This is a genomic window from Streptomyces sp. 3330, from assembly GCF_031456635.1.
In the GTDB taxonomy this organism is placed as follows: domain Bacteria; phylum Actinomycetota; class Actinomycetes; order Streptomycetales; family Streptomycetaceae; genus Streptomyces.
This window is the reverse complement of the sequence record NZ_JAVDVA010000001.1, coordinates 214703-229643: the sequence shown is the minus strand read 5'-3', so window position 1 is coordinate 229643 and position 14941 is coordinate 214703. Positions and strand designations below refer to the sequence as shown.

13 protein-coding genes and 1 pseudogene are annotated in these 14941 nt (G+C 73.7%); 8 read left to right on the top strand and 6 right to left on the bottom strand.

Annotated features, from left to right (window positions below; genetic code table 11):
* Positions 1 to 15: 15 nt before the first annotated feature.
* Both J2X68_RS01025 and J2X68_RS01020 read right to left on the bottom strand, forming a co-directional pair.
* Positions 16 to 648 (bottom strand): response regulator transcription factor, encoded by a 633-nt coding sequence (locus tag J2X68_RS01025; protein WP_310430889.1) that lies wholly within the window; start codon positions 646 to 648, stop codon positions 16 to 18.
* 29 nt (positions 649 to 677) lie between these two features.
* On the bottom strand, positions 678 to 2300 hold the full coding sequence (locus J2X68_RS01020; RefSeq protein WP_310430470.1) for a histidine kinase: 1623 nt from the start codon (positions 2298 to 2300) through the stop codon (positions 678 to 680).
* Positions 2301 to 2633: 333 nt separating this feature from the next.
* Between J2X68_RS01020 and J2X68_RS01015 the strand changes: the two genes are divergently transcribed.
* The 3 genes from J2X68_RS01015 to J2X68_RS01005 all read left to right on the top strand — a co-directional run bounded on the left by J2X68_RS01015 (position 2634) and on the right by J2X68_RS01005 (position 5707).
* Entirely contained in the window at positions 2634 to 3491 is an 858-nt protein-coding gene (locus tag J2X68_RS01015) for a MaoC/PaaZ C-terminal domain-containing protein (RefSeq protein ID WP_310430469.1), read from the top strand.
* Positions 3492 to 3668: 177 nt separating this feature from the next.
* On the top strand, positions 3669 to 4745 hold the full coding sequence (locus J2X68_RS01010) for a Zn-dependent alcohol dehydrogenase (protein WP_310430468.1): 1077 nt from the start codon (positions 3669 to 3671) through the stop codon (positions 4743 to 4745).
* Between the two features lie 14 nt (positions 4746 to 4759).
* Entirely contained in the window at positions 4760 to 5707 is a 948-nt protein-coding gene (locus J2X68_RS01005) for a 3-oxoacyl-ACP reductase (RefSeq protein ID WP_310430467.1), read from the top strand.
* A gap of 163 nt (positions 5708 to 5870) precedes the next feature.
* On the opposite strand, the gene J2X68_RS01000 is transcribed toward J2X68_RS01005, so the two are convergent.
* The gene (locus tag J2X68_RS01000) at positions 5871 to 6065 is read right to left on the bottom strand and encodes a hypothetical protein (RefSeq protein ID WP_310430466.1); all 195 of its coding nucleotides are present in this window, start codon (positions 6063 to 6065) and stop codon (positions 5871 to 5873) included.
* A 97-nt stretch (positions 6066 to 6162) separates the two neighbouring features.
* Positions 6163 to 7296: a hypothetical protein gene (locus tag J2X68_RS00995; protein WP_310430888.1), complete on the bottom strand. Its 1134-nt coding sequence runs from the start codon at positions 7294 to 7296 to the stop codon at positions 6163 to 6165.
* Between the two features lie 964 nt (positions 7297 to 8260).
* Between J2X68_RS00995 and J2X68_RS00990 the strand changes: the two genes are divergently transcribed.
* From J2X68_RS00990 to J2X68_RS00980, 3 genes are all read left to right on the top strand, one after another.
* Positions 8261 to 9136: a Nif3-like dinuclear metal center hexameric protein gene (locus J2X68_RS00990; protein ID WP_310430465.1), complete on the top strand. Its 876-nt coding sequence runs from the start codon at positions 8261 to 8263 to the stop codon at positions 9134 to 9136.
* Positions 9133 to 9876, top strand: coding sequence for a C4-type zinc ribbon domain-containing protein (locus tag J2X68_RS00985; RefSeq protein WP_310430887.1), 744 nt, complete (start codon positions 9133 to 9135; stop codon positions 9874 to 9876). The genes J2X68_RS00990 and J2X68_RS00985 overlap by 4 nt, the downstream gene beginning before the upstream one ends.
* Positions 9877 to 10072: 196 nt before the next feature.
* A complete protein-coding gene (locus J2X68_RS00980; protein WP_310430464.1) occupies positions 10073 to 11560 on the top strand; it encodes a bifunctional RNase H/acid phosphatase in 1488 nt (495 codons plus the stop codon).
* Here the strand turns inward: J2X68_RS00980 and eda are convergent.
* Together eda and yaaA are read right to left on the bottom strand one after the other, a co-directional pair.
* A complete protein-coding gene (eda, locus tag J2X68_RS00975) occupies positions 11532 to 12194 on the bottom strand; it encodes a bifunctional 4-hydroxy-2-oxoglutarate aldolase/2-dehydro-3-deoxy-phosphogluconate aldolase (RefSeq protein ID WP_310430463.1) in 663 nt (220 codons plus the stop codon). The two genes, J2X68_RS00980 and eda, sit on opposite strands and share 29 nt — an antisense overlap.
* A 76-nt stretch (positions 12195 to 12270) precedes the next feature.
* On the bottom strand, positions 12271 to 13062 hold the full coding sequence (gene yaaA / locus J2X68_RS00970) for a peroxide stress protein YaaA (RefSeq protein WP_310430462.1): 792 nt from the start codon (positions 13060 to 13062) through the stop codon (positions 12271 to 12273).
* Positions 13063 to 13294: 232 nt separating this feature from the next.
* Here yaaA and J2X68_RS00965 point away from each other — a divergent pair, with 232 nt between their 5' ends.
* Positions 13295 to 14116, top strand: coding sequence for an AraC family transcriptional regulator (locus tag J2X68_RS00965; protein ID WP_310430461.1), 822 nt, complete (start codon positions 13295 to 13297; stop codon positions 14114 to 14116).
* 25 nt (positions 14117 to 14141) lie between these two features.
* Positions 14142 to 14921: pseudogene (locus tag J2X68_RS40235) on the top strand (DMT family transporter); the annotation flags it as partial.
* Positions 14922 to 14941 lie beyond the last annotated feature (20 nt).

Below are 14941 nucleotides of genomic sequence, written 5' to 3'. Positions count from 1 at the left end.
CGGCGGTCCCGACCTCTACAGCCAGCCCTGCTGCCGAGCCTCCCGCATCGCCTCCATGCGGTTGCGGGTCCCCGTCTTCCCGATGGCGGAGGACAGGTAGTTGCGGACCGTGGACTCCGAGAGGTGCAGCCTGGCCGCGATGTCGGAGACGGCCGCGCCGTCCACGGAGGCCTTCAGGACGTCGCGCTCGCGGGCGGTGAGCGGATTCGGGCCGGCGCTCAGCGCGGCCGCGGCCAGCGCCGGGTCCACGACCGTCTCGCCGGCCAGCACCCGGCGGATCGCCGCCGCCAGCTCCTCCACCGGGCCGTCCTTGACGAGGAACCCCGCGGCCCCGGCCTCCATGGCCCGGCGCAGATAGCCCGGCCGGCCGAACGTGGTCAGGATCAGCACCCGGCAGCCGGGCGCCTGGTCGCGCAGCTCGGCGGCCGCCTCCAGCCCGCTGATGCCGGGGAGTTCGATGTCGAGGAGCGCGACGTCAGGCCGGTGCAGAAGCGCCGCGTCCACGATCGCGTCCCCCGTGCCCACCTGCGCGACGACCTCGATGTCGGTCTCCAGCCCGAGCAGCAGGGCCAACGCCCCGCGCATCATGCCCTGGTCCTCCGCGAGCAGCACCCTGATGCAACGGGTGGGGCGGTGGTCCTGGGGCATCTCGTTCACGGGCCAACCCGGCATCTCGGTCACGGCCCCAGGTTAGGCCCGACGGCCACGGACGGCACGGTGTCCGCGGGGTGCGCGGCGGTGGCCGACTGCGGTGCGGCGGCGGGGGCCCGTGTCCTGTGGGGTTCGCCGGTGCCGGTGCCGGTGCCGGTGCCGGTGTCGCTGTCGCTGTCGCTGTCGGTTCTCGTCCCGGCCGTGGCCTCGGCATCGCTCCCGGTGGTCGTCCGTACGGGGGTTCCGGCGCCGGTGGCCGTCCCGGCGGTGGGTGCGGTGCCGGTGGTCGTCCCGGCGGTGGTTCCGCTGTCGGTCCGCGTCCCGGTGAGGGTGTCCGGGGAGGCGTCCGGCCGGGACATCGGGAGTTCCAGCGGCAGTTCCGCCGTGACCGTGAAGCCGCCGTGCGGTCCCGGGCCCGCCGTCAGGGTGCCGCCCGCCGCCGCCAGCCGCTCGCGCAGGCCGGTGAGGCCGGTGCCGCCGCCCGGCGCGCAGCCGCCGTCGCCGCATGCGTGGTGGTCCCCTCCGCCGTCCCCGTCGCGCCTGTCGCCGCCGTCGTCCGTCACCGTCAGCCGGACCCGTTCCGGGGTGCCCGACACGGTGATCCCGCAGTGGCTCGCGTCGCTGTGCCGGACGACGTTGGTGACCGCCTCGCGCACCACCCAGCCGAGCAGGGCCGAGGTCTTCGCGTCCGGCGGCGGCCCCGACCGGCTCACCGACGGTTCGACGCCCGCCGCCGTGAGGGCCGAGCGGGCCCGGTCCAGTTCGCCCGCCAGGCTGCTCTCGCGGTACCCGGTGACCGCCTCGCGGATCTCGGTCAGCGCCTGACGGCCCACCGCCTCGATGTCGGTGACCTGGGAGAGGGCCGCCTCCATGTCGCGCGGCGCCAGCCGCCGGGCGGCCTCCGATTTCACCACGATCACCGACAGGGTGTGGCCGAGCAGGTCGTGCAGATCGCGGGAGAAGCGCAGCCGCTCCTCCTCCACCGCCCGGCGGGCGAGTTCCTCGCGGGCGGCGCGCAGCTCCCGTACGGCCTCGGAGAGGGAGAGGATCGCGGCCGTCACCATCGTGGAGATCCAGGTGGCGTAGGCGATGGTGAGGCCCTCCCAGCCGTCCCGGGCGCAGGCGACCGCGCCCGCCAGGACGGCGACCCCGGTACCGATGCTCCGCAGCTGCGGGCCCCGCAGCACCGCGCCCGTCGCCAGGCCGAACAGGGGGAGGAAGAGCAGCCAGCTGCCGCCGTAGCCGAGGGCGAGTCCGCAGGTCACGAGGCCCAGCAGCGCCAGCGCCACCCGCGTGGAGGTCGCGTCGCGGGTCTGCTTCACGAAGGCGCGGAAAGCGACGTAGATGTAGAGCGAGTTGAACGTCAGCAGGCCCAGGCCGCCGATCCACGGGTCCGCTTCGCCCTGGAAGAGGTTGGAGAACGCGCCCATCCCCATCAGCAGCCACGGCAGCAGGGAGAAGCCGCTGGCCGGCGGACCGGGGTCCTCGGGGACCTGTCCGGCCGGGCGGGCGCCGCGGTACTCGGCCTTGCAGCGCTCCTTCTCCGCTCTCCCGTGCCGCCGGCGCTCCGACGCCGTACGGAACGCCGAGCGCCAGGCGTCCCTGCGCCCGTCCGCTGCGCGGCGTCGGTCCTCGAATGACCTGGTCATGTGTCCGTCCCCCGTTCCCGCGTGCTCCACGGTGATGTGCCTGTCCTCGACGCTACGTTTCCGGGCCCGCTCGCGGCAGTGCCGGATGTACGCGGTCGGGCAGGACAAATGTCATCGACAGCTGTTTCTGACATGCCGTCAGGTGTCTTCACAACTTTCGGGGCCTGGGCTATACAGGGGGTCGCCGCACTGGAACGCGTTCTAGATCCGTTCTGGGCAGGGCGGGTTCCGCGGCCCCGTGACGGCCTCGGTGCGGCCGATCGGTGCGGACGGCCGTGCCGAGGTCTTGGAACGATGCGATCGATCCTGTCGATCCGAGCGATCAGGAGCTCCATGCCCATCGACGCAGCCAAGGCGCTCGCCGCCGAACCCCGGACCGGCGAGATCACCTGGGACCGCCGGGACGTCCAGCTGTACCACCTCGGCATCGGCGCGGGCGTCCCGGCCACCGACCCCGACGAACTGCGCTACACGCTGGAGTCCCGGCTGCACGTCCTGCCGAGCTTCGCCACCGTCGCGGGCTCCGGCTCGCCCGGCGTGATCAGCGGACTGTCCATGCCCGGCGTCGAGGTCGACCTCGCCCGGGTCCTGCACGGCGGCCAGCGCCTGGAGCTCCACCGTTCCATCCCGGTGACCGGCCGGGCCACCGCCACCGGACGCATCGCCGCCGTGTACGACAAGGGCAAGGCCGCCGTCCTCGTCATGCGCACCGAGGTCGCCGACGCGGACGGGCCGCTGTGGACCAACGACGCCCAGATCTTCGTCCGGGGAGAAGGCGGCTGGGGCGGCGACCGGGGGCCCTCCGCGCGGCTCGACCCGCCCGCCGGTGAGCCCGACAAGGTGGTCGAACGGGCCGTCCGCGAGGACCAGGCCCTCCTCTACCGCCTCTCCGGCGACTACAACCCGCTCCACGCCGACCCGGAGTTCGCGAAACTCGCCGGCTTCGACCGGCCCATCCTGCACGGCCTGTGCACCTACGGCATCACCCTCAAGGCGGTCGTCGACACACTGCTCGACGGCGACGTGGGCCGGGTGCGCCGCTACGCCACGCGCTTCGCCGGGGTGGTGTTCCCGGGGGAGACCCTGCGCATCCGCATGTGGCGCGGGGAAGGCGCGGTCCGGGTGGCCGTGAGCGCGGTGGAACGGGACGACGCGCCCGCCCTCGCCGACACGATCGTCGAACACTCCTGAACGACCCGGACCGCCCGGGCCGACTGAGCCACCCGGCCACCTGAGCCACCCGGGTTACCCGCACCACCCGGCCACCTGGGCCACCCGCACCACCCGCACCCGAACCACCCCCAGCAGCAGCTGAATTCACCTCCAGAACCGTCCAGCATCCGAGGGGACCCCGAGGGGAGCCGCACCATGCGCGCAGCCGTACTGCACGAGATCGGCCAGGACAAGCTGGAGGTCCTCGACGACGTCGAGGCGGTGGGATTCGGCCCCGGACGGGTCAGGATCCGGGTGCGGGCCACGGGCCTGTGCCACTCGGACCTGTCCGCGATGGGCGGGGTGCTCCCGCAGCCCGCGCCCTTCGTGCCGGGCCACGAGGGTGCGGGCGAGGTCCTGGAGGTGGGCGAGGGCGTCACCCGGGTGAAGCCGGGAGACCGGGTCGTCGTCTGCTGGCTGCCGGCGTGCGGGGCGTGTCCCGCCTGCAAGCGCGGCCAGACCGAACTGTGCCTGGCCGGGTTCATGAACGCGGGCACCCCCAACTTCCGCCGCCCCGGCGGAGACGTCTTCGGCTTCGCCGGCACCGGAACCTTCGCCGAGGAGGTCGTCGTCGACGCGGGCTGCGCGGTCCCCATCCCCGACGACGTCCCCTTCGACATCGCCGCGCTCATCGGCTGCGGAGTGACCACCGGCCTCGGCGCCGCCCTCAACACGGCCGACGTGGAGGCCGGTTCGTCGGTCGCCGTCATCGGCTGCGGTGGCGTCGGGATCTCCGCCGTCCAGGGAGCGCGGCTCAAGGGCGCCGCCGAGATCGTCGCCGTCGACCCGGTCGCCTCGCGCCGGGAGGCAGCCCTGGAGTTCGGCGCCACGAAGGCCGTCTCGCCGGACGAGCTGCCCGGAGCGAAGCAACTGGTCACGGGAGGCGAGGGGTTCGACTACGTCTTCGAGGTCGTCGGCCGCTCCGCCACCGCGCGCACCGCGTACGACAACACCCGGCGCGGCGGCACCCTCGTCGTCGTCGGCGCGGGCGCCATGGACGACTTCCTCCAGCTCAACATGTTCGAGCTGTTCTTCGACGAGAAGCGGATCCTGCCCTCGATGTACGGCGGCGGGGACGTCCTGAGCTCCTACGAGCGGACGATCTCCCTGTGGCGGGCCGGCCGGATCGACCTGGCGAGCCTGATCACCCACCGCGTGCCGCTCACCGAGATCAACGAGGCGCTGGACCAGATGCGCACCGGTGCCGCGCTCCGCACGTGCATAGAGATCTGAGGAGGAGCATCCGGATGGCACTGCCACTCGAGGGGCTGGCCGCGATCGTCACCGGCGCGGGACGCGGCCTCGGCCGCGCCGAGGCGCTGGAGCTCGCCCGACTGGGCGCGGCCGTCGTCGTCAACGACTACGGCCGCCCCGGCCGGGACGGATCGGGCGAGGCGTCGGCCGGTCCCGCCGAGGAGGTGACGCGGGAGATCCGGTCGGCCGGCGGCACCGCCCTCGCCCACACCGGGGACGTCGCCGACTTCGAACAGGCGCGTGCGCTGGTCGACTTGGCGGTCGGCGAGTTCGGCAGACTCGACGTGCTCGTCAACAACGCGGGCATCCTGCGCGACCGCATGGTCTTCTCGATGGCCGAGGACGAGTGGGACACGGTGATCCGGGTCCATCTCAAGGGACACTTCAACACGACCCGCTTCGCCGCCGCCCACTGGCGCGACCGGTCCAAGGCGGCGGGCGGACCGGTGTACGGGCGGATCGTGAACACCTCCTCGGAGGCGTTCCTCGCGGGCTCGGCCGGACAGCCCAACTACGCGGCGGCCAAAGGGGGAATCGTCGGGCTGACGACCTCCACGGCGCTCGCCCTCGCCAAGTACGGGGTGACGGCCAACGCCATCTGCCCGCGCGCCCGCACCCGGATGACGGAGGACGTCTTCGCCGGGTTCGCACAGCCCGACGAGGGCGCCCTGGACCCGCTCGCGCCCGAGCATGTGGCCCCGCTGGTGGGCTACTTGGCCTCACCGGCCGCCGCCGGGATCAACGGCCAGCTGCTCGTCGCGCACGGCGGCATGGTCGCCGTCGTCGAACGCCCCCGGGTGCGGGCGAAGTTCGACAGCAAGGAGGACGTGTTCTCCTACGAGGAGCTGGACGCCGTCCTCGGCGCGCACTTCGCGGACCGGCCCCGGGGCGAGACCTTCGCCGCGGCGGAGGTGCTGGGACTCCGGCGAGGGCAGGAATAGCGCAGGAGTCACCCAGGGACAGGCGCAGCCCGCAGAGGCGGAGGCTGGTGCTGGGCTGGGCTGGGCAGGGAAGATGAGCAGGAGCCCCGACAGGAGTCGGGATGCGTGAAGGGGCTCCGGTCGTCCTCGGACGAGCGGAGCCCCTTCGGCGTGCGGCGTACCGTCAGACAGTCGCCTCGGCCCTGTCCTGGGCCCAACCGTCGGCCCAGCTGTCGGCCTTGTTCTCGGCCGGCTTGCGGTGTCGGCCGTGCGGGGCCGAGTCACCGTCGTGGGACGAGACCGGGCCACGGTGTCGGCCGTGTCCGGCCGTCTCCTGGGAGTCGGCGGCCAGCGGCTGCCTCGTGCTTGTGTCGCTCATCGGAAGAATTCACCCCGTCAACATGATCTTTCTTTACAGCCGGGCGATTTTATCCGGCCCACCGAGGGGCTGATCCAGGCGGCCACGCCAACCGCTGCTACTTCGTTACAAGTCGGCCGAGGGGGGCTTGCTGAAGGGGGACCGGACGGGCGACGGCGGGCGCCGGGCGTGCCGGTCCGTCGAGCGGTGGGGCCGCTTCGGACGGCGTCGACGACGGTGCAGGCGAAGGCGGAGCGGTGAGCGGTGCCGTCAGCGGCGCCACCCCGCACGGCTCCGCCTCCGTGGCGTACGGAAGCCGGAGCACGCCGTCCGGCGTCCATACTCCACTGCCCGCCAACCACCCTTCAGGCGCGGGAAGTTGATGCAGTCGGCGGTCGGCCGGACGCCATACGCCCACCCAGGTGGCGAAGGGGCTGTCGATGCGGAGCGCCACCGCGCAGGCCTCGGGCAGGAGTGCTTGGCCCGGCTGGCTCGCGAAGGGGGTGAGAGCGAGGTCCGGCGGATGCAGCGACTCCGGGAAGCGGACCGGCAGCGTGCTGCCGAGGACCCCCCAGCCCAGGCGCGCCTCGCCCGGCGAGGGCGCGTCCGAGCGGATGAGCAGCAGCCCGCTGTCGGGGTCGGCGAGCAGCAGGCGGTCGTCGCTGTCGGCGGCGATCTGCAGCAGGGGCGACACCTCGCCGCCGCGCTCCAGGTCCACGACGATCGTCTTGGTGCGGCCGCCGACCTCCCGGTCCAGTGCGAGCATGCGGCCCGTCCGGTCCAGCCAGACGCCGCCCGAGCAGCGGCCGGGGATCTCGGCGAGGTACTCGGGGCCGAAGGCGCCGCCCGCGACCAGCCACACAGTCGTCGTGCGGAGGCCGACGGCGAGGGCGTACGCGCGTTCGCCGCACGGCGCCGGGGGGAGCAGGCGCAGCCGGGTGCCCTCGTCCGGGCACTCGACCGCGCCGAGCGGCAGCTCGCCCGTGCCGGGACCGGTCGGATACAGCAGCGAGAACGCGTGCCGTCCCTCGATCGGCCGCCGGATCAGGACCCGGCCGTCGGCCATCGGCTGAACCTCGGTGCCGGGTTCCTCCGGCTGGTTGCCGGGCAGCGGCACGGCGTACGGTTCGGGGCCGTCCAGGGTCCAGCGCTCGGGGAACCAGGAGTCCCCGGCCCGGGCGAGCCGCGCGGCGTAGGCGCCCCCCGCGGTGATCACGCAGTCGGCCTCGCTGCCCCGGCCCACGTCGTCCATGTCCCCGCCCCCGCCCGCACGGCGAAGCACGTCCATGTCCCCGCCCCCGCCCGCACGACGAAGCATGTCCATGTCCCCGCCCCCGCCCGCACGACGAAGCACGTCCACGTCGCCGACCCGGCCCGTACGGCCGGTCGCGGTCAGGTGACCGGCCTCGCCCTCACGGCCGGTCGTGGGCACGCGGTCCCGGCCCTCTGCGCCGCCGGGGGTGAACCCACGGTCTTCCGCGAGTTCAGGGTCTTCCGCGACTCCATGGTCGTCCGCGAACCCGCGGTCCTCAGTGAACCCGCGGTCTTCCGTGAACCCGCGGTCTTCCGTGAACCCGCGGTCTGCTGTGAACCCGCGGTCCTCAGTGAACCCGCGGTCTGCTGTGAACCCGCGGTCCTCCCTGAACTCACGGCCCTCAGCGAGCCCACGGTCCTCAGCGAGCCCACGGCCCTCAGTGAACCCACGGCCCTCAGCGAGCCCACCGTCCTCAGTGAACCCACGGTCCTCAACGAACCCACCGTCCTCAGGAGCTCCAGCGACCTCCGTGTCCGCACGGTCCTCAGGGGGCGCGTGGCCCGCCGGGATCGCCGGGACGGGCGGGAGCACGTGCTCCGCCATGAGCGTGCGGCTCAGGTGGAGCCCCGCGTGTTCCTCCGCGGGCCCCTCCGCCTCCGGCGGGGGCTCGGCGGCGCCGTCCTCGGGGTCCTTCCCGTCCGCAGCGGTGGGCTCGATCGCACAGGCCGGCATCGTCATCGTTCGGTCACCTCCGGCGACGAAGCTAGTTTTCGTACGCGCGGACGTGGGACCGCCGGGCGGCCTTCTTCCCTCATAAGAGTGGTGCAGAAGCGATTCGCCTGAGGGTGATGGGAGGCCTGTGCATCGATCGGCCGCTCACCCCCGGCCGGCCGCCGCGGTGGCCGGGACGGCGTCGGCGGCACCGGTACAGGCCGGTGAGACGGCCAGGTAGCCTTTCCTCGTGCCCCGTCTGTCTGAAGTCATCGCCGCGCTGGACAACCTGTGGCCCGCCGAGCGGGCCGAGTCCTGGGACGCGGTCGGCACGGTCGTGGGCGACCCCGAGCAGGAGGTCTCCCGGGTTCTGTTCGCCGTCGATCCCGTCCAGGAGATCGTCGAGGAGGCGGTGAAGCTCGGCGCCGGTCTGCTCGTCACCCACCATCCGCTGTATCTGCGCGGGACGACGACCGTGGCGGCCTCCACCTTCAAGGGCCGCGTCGTGCACACCCTCATCAAGAACGACATCGCCCTGCACGTCGCGCACACCAACGCCGACACCGCCGATCCCGGTGTGAGCGACGCCCTCGCCGGCGCGCTCGACCTGCGGGTCGTACGCCCGCTCGTGCCGGATCCGAGCGACCCCGAGGGGCGGCGCGGCCTCGGACGCGTCTGCGAGCTCGACCACCCGCTCACCGTCCGCGAGCTCGCCGCCCGTGCCGCCGAGCGGCTGCCCGCCACGGCGCAGGGCATCCGGGTGGCGGGGGACCCGGAGGCGCCGGTGCGGACCGTCGCGGTCAGCGGCGGCTCCGGCGACAGCCTGTTCGACCATGTCCGCGCGGCCGGCGTCGACGCCTTCCTCACCGCTGACCTGCGCCACCACCCGGCGTCGGAGTTCATCGCGGACCGCGCCCACGGCGCCCACACACCTCTCGCGCTGCTCGACGCGGCGCACTGGGCCACCGAGTGGCCCTGGTGCGAGCTGGCGGCCACCCAGCTCGACGAGATCTCCGACCGGCGGGGATGGGGCCTCCGGGTCCACGTCTCCCGTACGGTCACCGACCCCTGGACGGCCCACGCGGCGTCCAACACCACCTCTAGCTCAATGGGAGCCCCCAACTGAACGCCGCGCCCGCCGACCAGATCCGACTTCTCGACGTCCAGGCCCTCGACGCCCGCCTCCAGCAGCTCGCCCACAAGCGGAGGTCGCTGCCGGAGCACGCCGAGATCGAGTCGCTGAACAAGGACCTCACGCAGCTGCGCGACCTCCTCGTCGCGGCGCAGACCGAGGAGAGCGACACCGCCCGCGAGCAGACCAAGGCCGAGCAGGACGTCGACCAGGTCCGTCAGCGTGCCGCCCGTGACCAGCAGCGGCTCGACTCCGGGGCCGTCACCTCCCCCAAGGACCTGGAGAACCTCCAGAGGGAGATCGTCTCCCTCGCCAAGCGCCAGGGCGACCTCGAGGACATCGTCCTGGAGGTCATGGAGCGCCGCGAGAGCGCTCAGGAGCGGGCCGCCGAGCTGACCGAGCGGGTCGGTTCCGTCCAGGGCAAGATCGACGACGCCCTCGCGCGCCGGGACGCGGCTCTGGAGAGCTTCGACGGCGAATCCGCCGGGATCGCCAAGGAGCGCGAGGTCATCGCGGCCACCGTGCCCGCCGACCTCCTCAAGCTCTACGAGAAGCTGCGCGAGCAGCAGGGCGGCGTCGGCGCGGCCAAGCTCTACCAGCGGACCTGCCAGGGCTGCCGCCAGGAGCTCGCCATCACCGAGCTGGCCGAGATCCGCAAGGCCCCGTCCGACACGGTCGTCCGGTGCGAGAACTGCCGTCGCATCCTCGTGCGCACGTCCGAGTCCGGCCTGTAGCCGCCTTCGGTGACGAGCGACCGGGGCCCGGCCGCCGGTTGCCGCCGTCGGCGTCCTCGCCGGCCGGCGCGCCGGTGATCGGACGTCGGTCATCGGAAGTCGGTCGGCGGGAAGTCGATCGCCGTGAAGTCGGTGATCGGGTGGTCGGCGCTCGGTCATCGGTGGTCGGGCCCGGATTCGATAAGGGGCGTACGTCGTGCGGGAGTTCATCGTCGAGGCTGACGGCGGGTCGCGGGGCAACCCGGGGCCCGCGGGCTACGGCAGCGTGGTGATCGACGCGGCGACGGGGGAGACGCTCGTCGAGCGGGCCGAGTACATCGGCGTCGCCACGAACAACGTGGCCGAGTACCGGGGACTGGTCGCCGGTCTGCGTGCCGCGCGTGAGCTCGACCCGACGGCCACGGTGCGCGTGCGCATGGACTCCAAGCTGGTCGTCGAGCAGATGTCGGGCCGCTGGAAGATCAAGCATCCCGACATGAAGCCGCTGGCCGCCGAGGCGGCCCGGATCCTGCCGCCCGGGCAGGTCACCTACGAGTGGATGCCGCGCGAGCGGAACAAGCACGCCGACCGCCTGGCGAACGAGGCGATGGACGCGGGCAAGCGCGGCGAGCAGTGGGACGCCGGGGCGTCGCGGGCCGAGTTCGACGCCCGTGCCTCCGCGACCCCGGCCGCACCCGAGCCGTCCGGCCCGCCCGGCGACGCCGCGGCGGGCGCGGCGAAGGCCCGCGAGGCCCTGACCCGGTCCCGCCCGCCCGCCGACACGACCGCGGCCACGACCGCGGAAACCGCTCAGGCGCAGGCGCAGCGGCGGGAGCAGGGACAGGAACTGGGGCAGGGACAGGAACTGGGGCGGGAGCAGGGGCAGGAGCAGGCGAAGGCGACGAAGACCGACGCCGATCTCCGTGCCGCCCGCACGGTCGCCACCCCGTCTCCGGCCGCCGCCGCGGTGTCGGCCCCTTCCGCAGGCTCCCCGGCCGCCTCAGCCACCGTCTCGGCCTCCGCGTCCGCCACCCCCGCCGCCACGCCCTCCGTCGGCTGGGGGGCGCCGCCCGATCTCGGGGCGCCCGCCACCTTCGTGCTGTTGCGGCACGGCGAGACACCGCTCACGCCGCAGAAGCGGTTCTCCGGCAGCGGGGGGACCGATCCCTCCCTCTCGGACGTCGGACGGGAACAGGCCGAGCGGGTCGCCGCCGCCCTCGCCCGGCGCGGGACCGTCCAGCACATCCTCGCCTCCCCGCTCGCCCGCACCCGTGAGACGGCCGGGGCCGTGGCCGCCCGCCTCGGCCTCCAGGTCACCGTCGAGGACGGACTGACCGAGACCGACTTCGGCGCCTGGGAGGGGCTGACCTTCGGCGAGGTCCGCGAGCGCCACCCCGACGACCTGAACGCCTGGCTGGCCGACCCGGAGGCCGAGCCGACCGGCGGCGGCGAGAGTTTCGCGGCGACCGCCACCCGGATCGCGGCGACCCGGGACCGGCTGGTCGCGGAGTACGCGGGCCGCACGGTCCTGCTGGTCACCCATGTGACCCCGATCAAGACGCTGGTACGGCTCGCCCTGGGAGCCCCGCCCGAGTCGCTGTTCCGCATGGAACTGTCGGCGGCCTCGCTGTCGGCGGTGGCCTACTACGCGGACGGCAACGCCAGCGTGCGGCTGTTCAACGACACGTCCCACCTGCGGACCTGAGCAGCGAGGCGGTTCGCGCGAGCCCCTCGATCCGCGACCAGTCCCGCGCCGCGACCACGTCCGCCGGGACCATCCAACTGCCGCCCACGCAGCCCACGTTGGGCAGCGAGAGGTACTCCGGCGCGTTGTCCGGGCCGATCCCGCCGGTCGGGCAGAACCGGGCCTGGGGGAGTGGTCCCGCCAGGGACCTGAGGTAGGCCGTGCCGCCCGCCGCCTGCGCCGGGAAGAACTTCATCTCGCGCACCCCGCGTTCCAGCAGGGCCACGACCTCCGACGTGGTCGACACCCCGGGCAGGAAGGGCAGCCGGGACGCCCGCATCGCCGTCAGCAGGGCGTCCGTCCAGCCCGGGCTCACCAGGAACCGCGCGCCGGCCGCCCCGCACGCCGTGACCTGCTCCGGCGTGATCACGGTCCCGGCCCCGACGACCGCGTCCGGGACCGACCCGGAGATCTCCCGGATCGCGTCGAGCGCGGCCGGCGTCCGCAGGGTCACCTCGATCGCGGGCAGCCCGCCCGCCACCAGCGCCCGCGCCAGCGGTACGGCGTCGGCGGCGTCCTCGACGACCACCACGGGCACGACCGGTGCCAGATCCAGTACCGAGGCAGCCGAGGAGGAGGGCAGGGGTGAGGTCATGCGCCTCATCCTGCCCCCGGTGTGCAACACGCGCAAAGGGCATTGCGCATGTTGCAACGAGGCGGAGAGTGGTGCGTCAGTGCACCTCGTCCACCAGCACATCCAGGGTCCAGGCGGTCGTCCCGGCCTTCGCCTTCGCGGGCGCCTTCTCCTCCACCACGTATCCGAGGTCCCGCAGCGCCTCCACCAGCTCGGCGGGACCCGCCGGCGCGATCCCGGCCGTGAGCAGACTCCGCACGATCCGCCCCTTGGTCGCCTTGTTGAAGTGGCTGACGACCTTCCGGGTCGGCGCGTGCAGCACCCGCACGCTCGCCGTCCGTCCCGCGACCTCACCCTTCGGCTTCCAGGGCGCCGCGTACGCCGCCGACCGCAGGTCCAGCACCAGCCCCGCCCCGGCCGCCTCGGGCAGCACGGACGCCATCGGCGCCCGCCAGTACGCGCCCAGCGCCCCCAGCCCGGGCAGCTTCACGCCCATCGAACAGCGGTAGGAGGGGATCCGGTCCGTCACCCGGACGGCGCCCCACAGCCCCGAGAACACGAGAAGCGACCGGCCGGCACGACGCTTGGCCGCCGCGTCGAGGGAGGCCAGACCGAGGGCGTCGTACAGGACGCCCGTGTAGATCTCCCCGGCGGGCCGGGCTCCCGCCGTGCGCAGCTCCGTGTTCTTCGCGACCTCGCCGCGCAGCCCCTCGCTCAGCCCGAGCACCGCGCGCGCCTTGTCCTCGTCGGCCGCGCACAGCTCGACCAGCTCGTCGAGGACGGCCTCGCGGGCCGCGCCGAGCCCAGGCAGGGAGAGCGTCTCCGGCTTGAGCGGGGCGCCGCGTCCGGAGGACGCCTTGCCTTCGGAGGGCGGCAGCAGGACAAGCACGGGACATCTCCTTCAATAGAGCTCTGCTGCGACAGCGTACGGCGTAGCGCGGGACGGCCCGGCCGAGGTCGGCACCCGCCCCTCCGCTCGCCGGTCCGCTCCCCCGGCACCCGTCCGGCACCGCTCCCGCACCCGTCCGGCACCGGTCCGGCGGCATGAACCGGGAGCCGGAGGTGTTCCACCCCTGGAGGCTCGGACAGGGGTCGCAGGGCGGGGCGCACGGGGGTGGCGAATGAGTCGTGAACAGGCGCTGTGGACCAGAGCGCGGCTGGGGCGCTGCGGCCCGCCCCTGGACCTGCTCACCGCGCGCTTCGACCGGCACGTCTACGCCCCGCACGCCCATGAGGAGTTCACCGTCGGCGTCTGCGTGGGCGGCTCGGAGATCATCGACTACCGCGGCGGCCACATCCGTACCGGTCCCGGCTCCATCGTCGTGCTGGCCCCCGGCGAGACGCACACCGGCGGCCCGGGCAACGACACCGACGGCTACGCCTACCGCGCCCTGTACGCGGGCCCCGCCCTTCTCACCGAGGGCACCCGCGGCGGTGTGCCGCACTTCCGTGAGCCCCTGCTCGACGACCCGGAACTGGCCGCCGCCCTGCGCCGGACGCACACCGAACTGGCCGCCTGCCCCGACCCGCTGGAGGCCGAGTCCCGCTTCCCGTGGCTGCTGACGGCCCTCGCCCGACGCCATTCCACGGCCCGCCCGGTGTGCGACGCGATCCCCGGCGCCGAACACCTCACCCGCGCCGTCCGGACCCGGCTCGCCGACGAACTCCTCGCCCCGCCCTCCCTGGCCGACCTCGCGGCCGACCTGGGACTCTCCCGCTACCAGCTCCTGCGCGCCTTCCGCACGACGACCGGCATGCCGCCGTACGCCTGGCTGGCCCAGTACCGGGTGGCGCGGGCGCGGGGCCTGCTGGAGTCCGGGCTGCGTCCCGCGGAGGTGGCAGGCCTGGTCGGCTTCGCGGACCAGGCCCACCTCACCCGCTGGTTCCGCCGCGTGCTCGGCGTGACCCCGGCGGCGTACCGCAACAGCGTTCAAGACACCTGACCGGGGCCCGGCCGACACTCCCCGTATGACTGCACGCGGCTGGTTCCTGTTCTCCCTGATGGGAGTGGTCTGGGGCATCCCCTACCTGATGATCAAAGTGGCGGTGGAGGACCTCTCCCCGTCCATGGTCGTGTTCACCCGGTGCGCGCTGGGCGCGGCCCTCCTGCTCCCCTTCGCGCTCCGGCAACGGGGCCTGACCCGGACGGTACGGACGCACTGGAAGCCCATGCTGGCCTTCGCGGTCATCGAGATCATCGGCCCCTGGTTCACCCTCACCGACGCGGAACGCCACCTGTCGAGCTCCACGGCGGGCCTGCTGATCGCCGGCGTGCCGATCGTCGGCGTGACGCTGTCCCGCTTCTTCGGCGACACGGAGACGCTGGGCGTGCGGCGGGTGACGGGCCTGGCGCTGGGCCTCGCCGGGGTCGGCGTCCTCACCGTCCCGCACCTGACGGGCGGCGACGCCCTTTCCCTGGCCGAGGTCCTGCTGACGGTCCTCGGCTACGCGACGGCCCCGCTGATAGCCGCCCGCCACCTCAAGGACGTCCCGTCGCTCCACCTCACGGCCCCCTGCCTGGCGCTGGCGGCCCTGGTCTACGCGCCGGCCGCGGCCGCGACCCGGCCCGGTGAGATGCCCGCCCCGTCCGTGCTGGCGGCCCTCGCGGGCCTGGGCGTCGTCTGCACGGCGGTCGCCTTCGTCGCCTTCATGGAGCTGATCAAGGAGGCGGGTCCCACCCGCGCCACGGTCATCACGTACGTCAACCCGGCCGTCGCGGTGGCGGCGGGCGCCCTGTTCCTCGGCGAACCCCTGACGGCGACGATCGT

Bases quoted from the DNA above. Each gene is read 5' to 3' on its own strand.
- J2X68_RS01025 (WP_310430889.1), bottom strand. From the start codon at position 648: ATGCCCCAGGACCACCGCCCCACCCGTTGCATCAGGGTGCTGCTCGCG.
- J2X68_RS01020 (WP_310430470.1), bottom strand. From the start codon at position 2,300: ATGACCAGGTCATTCGAGGACCGACGCCGCGCAGCGGACGGGCGCAGG.
- J2X68_RS01015 (WP_310430469.1), top strand. From the start codon at position 2,634: ATGCCCATCGACGCAGCCAAGGCGCTCGCCGCCGAACCCCGGACCGGC.
- J2X68_RS01010 (WP_310430468.1), top strand. From the start codon at position 3,669: ATGCGCGCAGCCGTACTGCACGAGATCGGCCAGGACAAGCTGGAGGTC.
- J2X68_RS01005 (WP_310430467.1), top strand. From the start codon at position 4,760: ATGGCACTGCCACTCGAGGGGCTGGCCGCGATCGTCACCGGCGCGGGA.
- J2X68_RS01000 (WP_310430466.1), bottom strand. From the start codon at position 6,065: ATGAGCGACACAAGCACGAGGCAGCCGCTGGCCGCCGACTCCCAGGAG.
- J2X68_RS00995 (WP_310430888.1), bottom strand. From the start codon at position 7,296: ATGGACGACGTGGGCCGGGGCAGCGAGGCCGACTGCGTGATCACCGCG.
- eda (WP_310430463.1), bottom strand. From the start codon at position 12,194: ATGACCTCACCCCTGCCCTCCTCCTCGGCTGCCTCGGTACTGGATCTG.
- J2X68_RS00965 (WP_310430461.1), top strand. From the start codon at position 13,295: ATGAGTCGTGAACAGGCGCTGTGGACCAGAGCGCGGCTGGGGCGCTGC.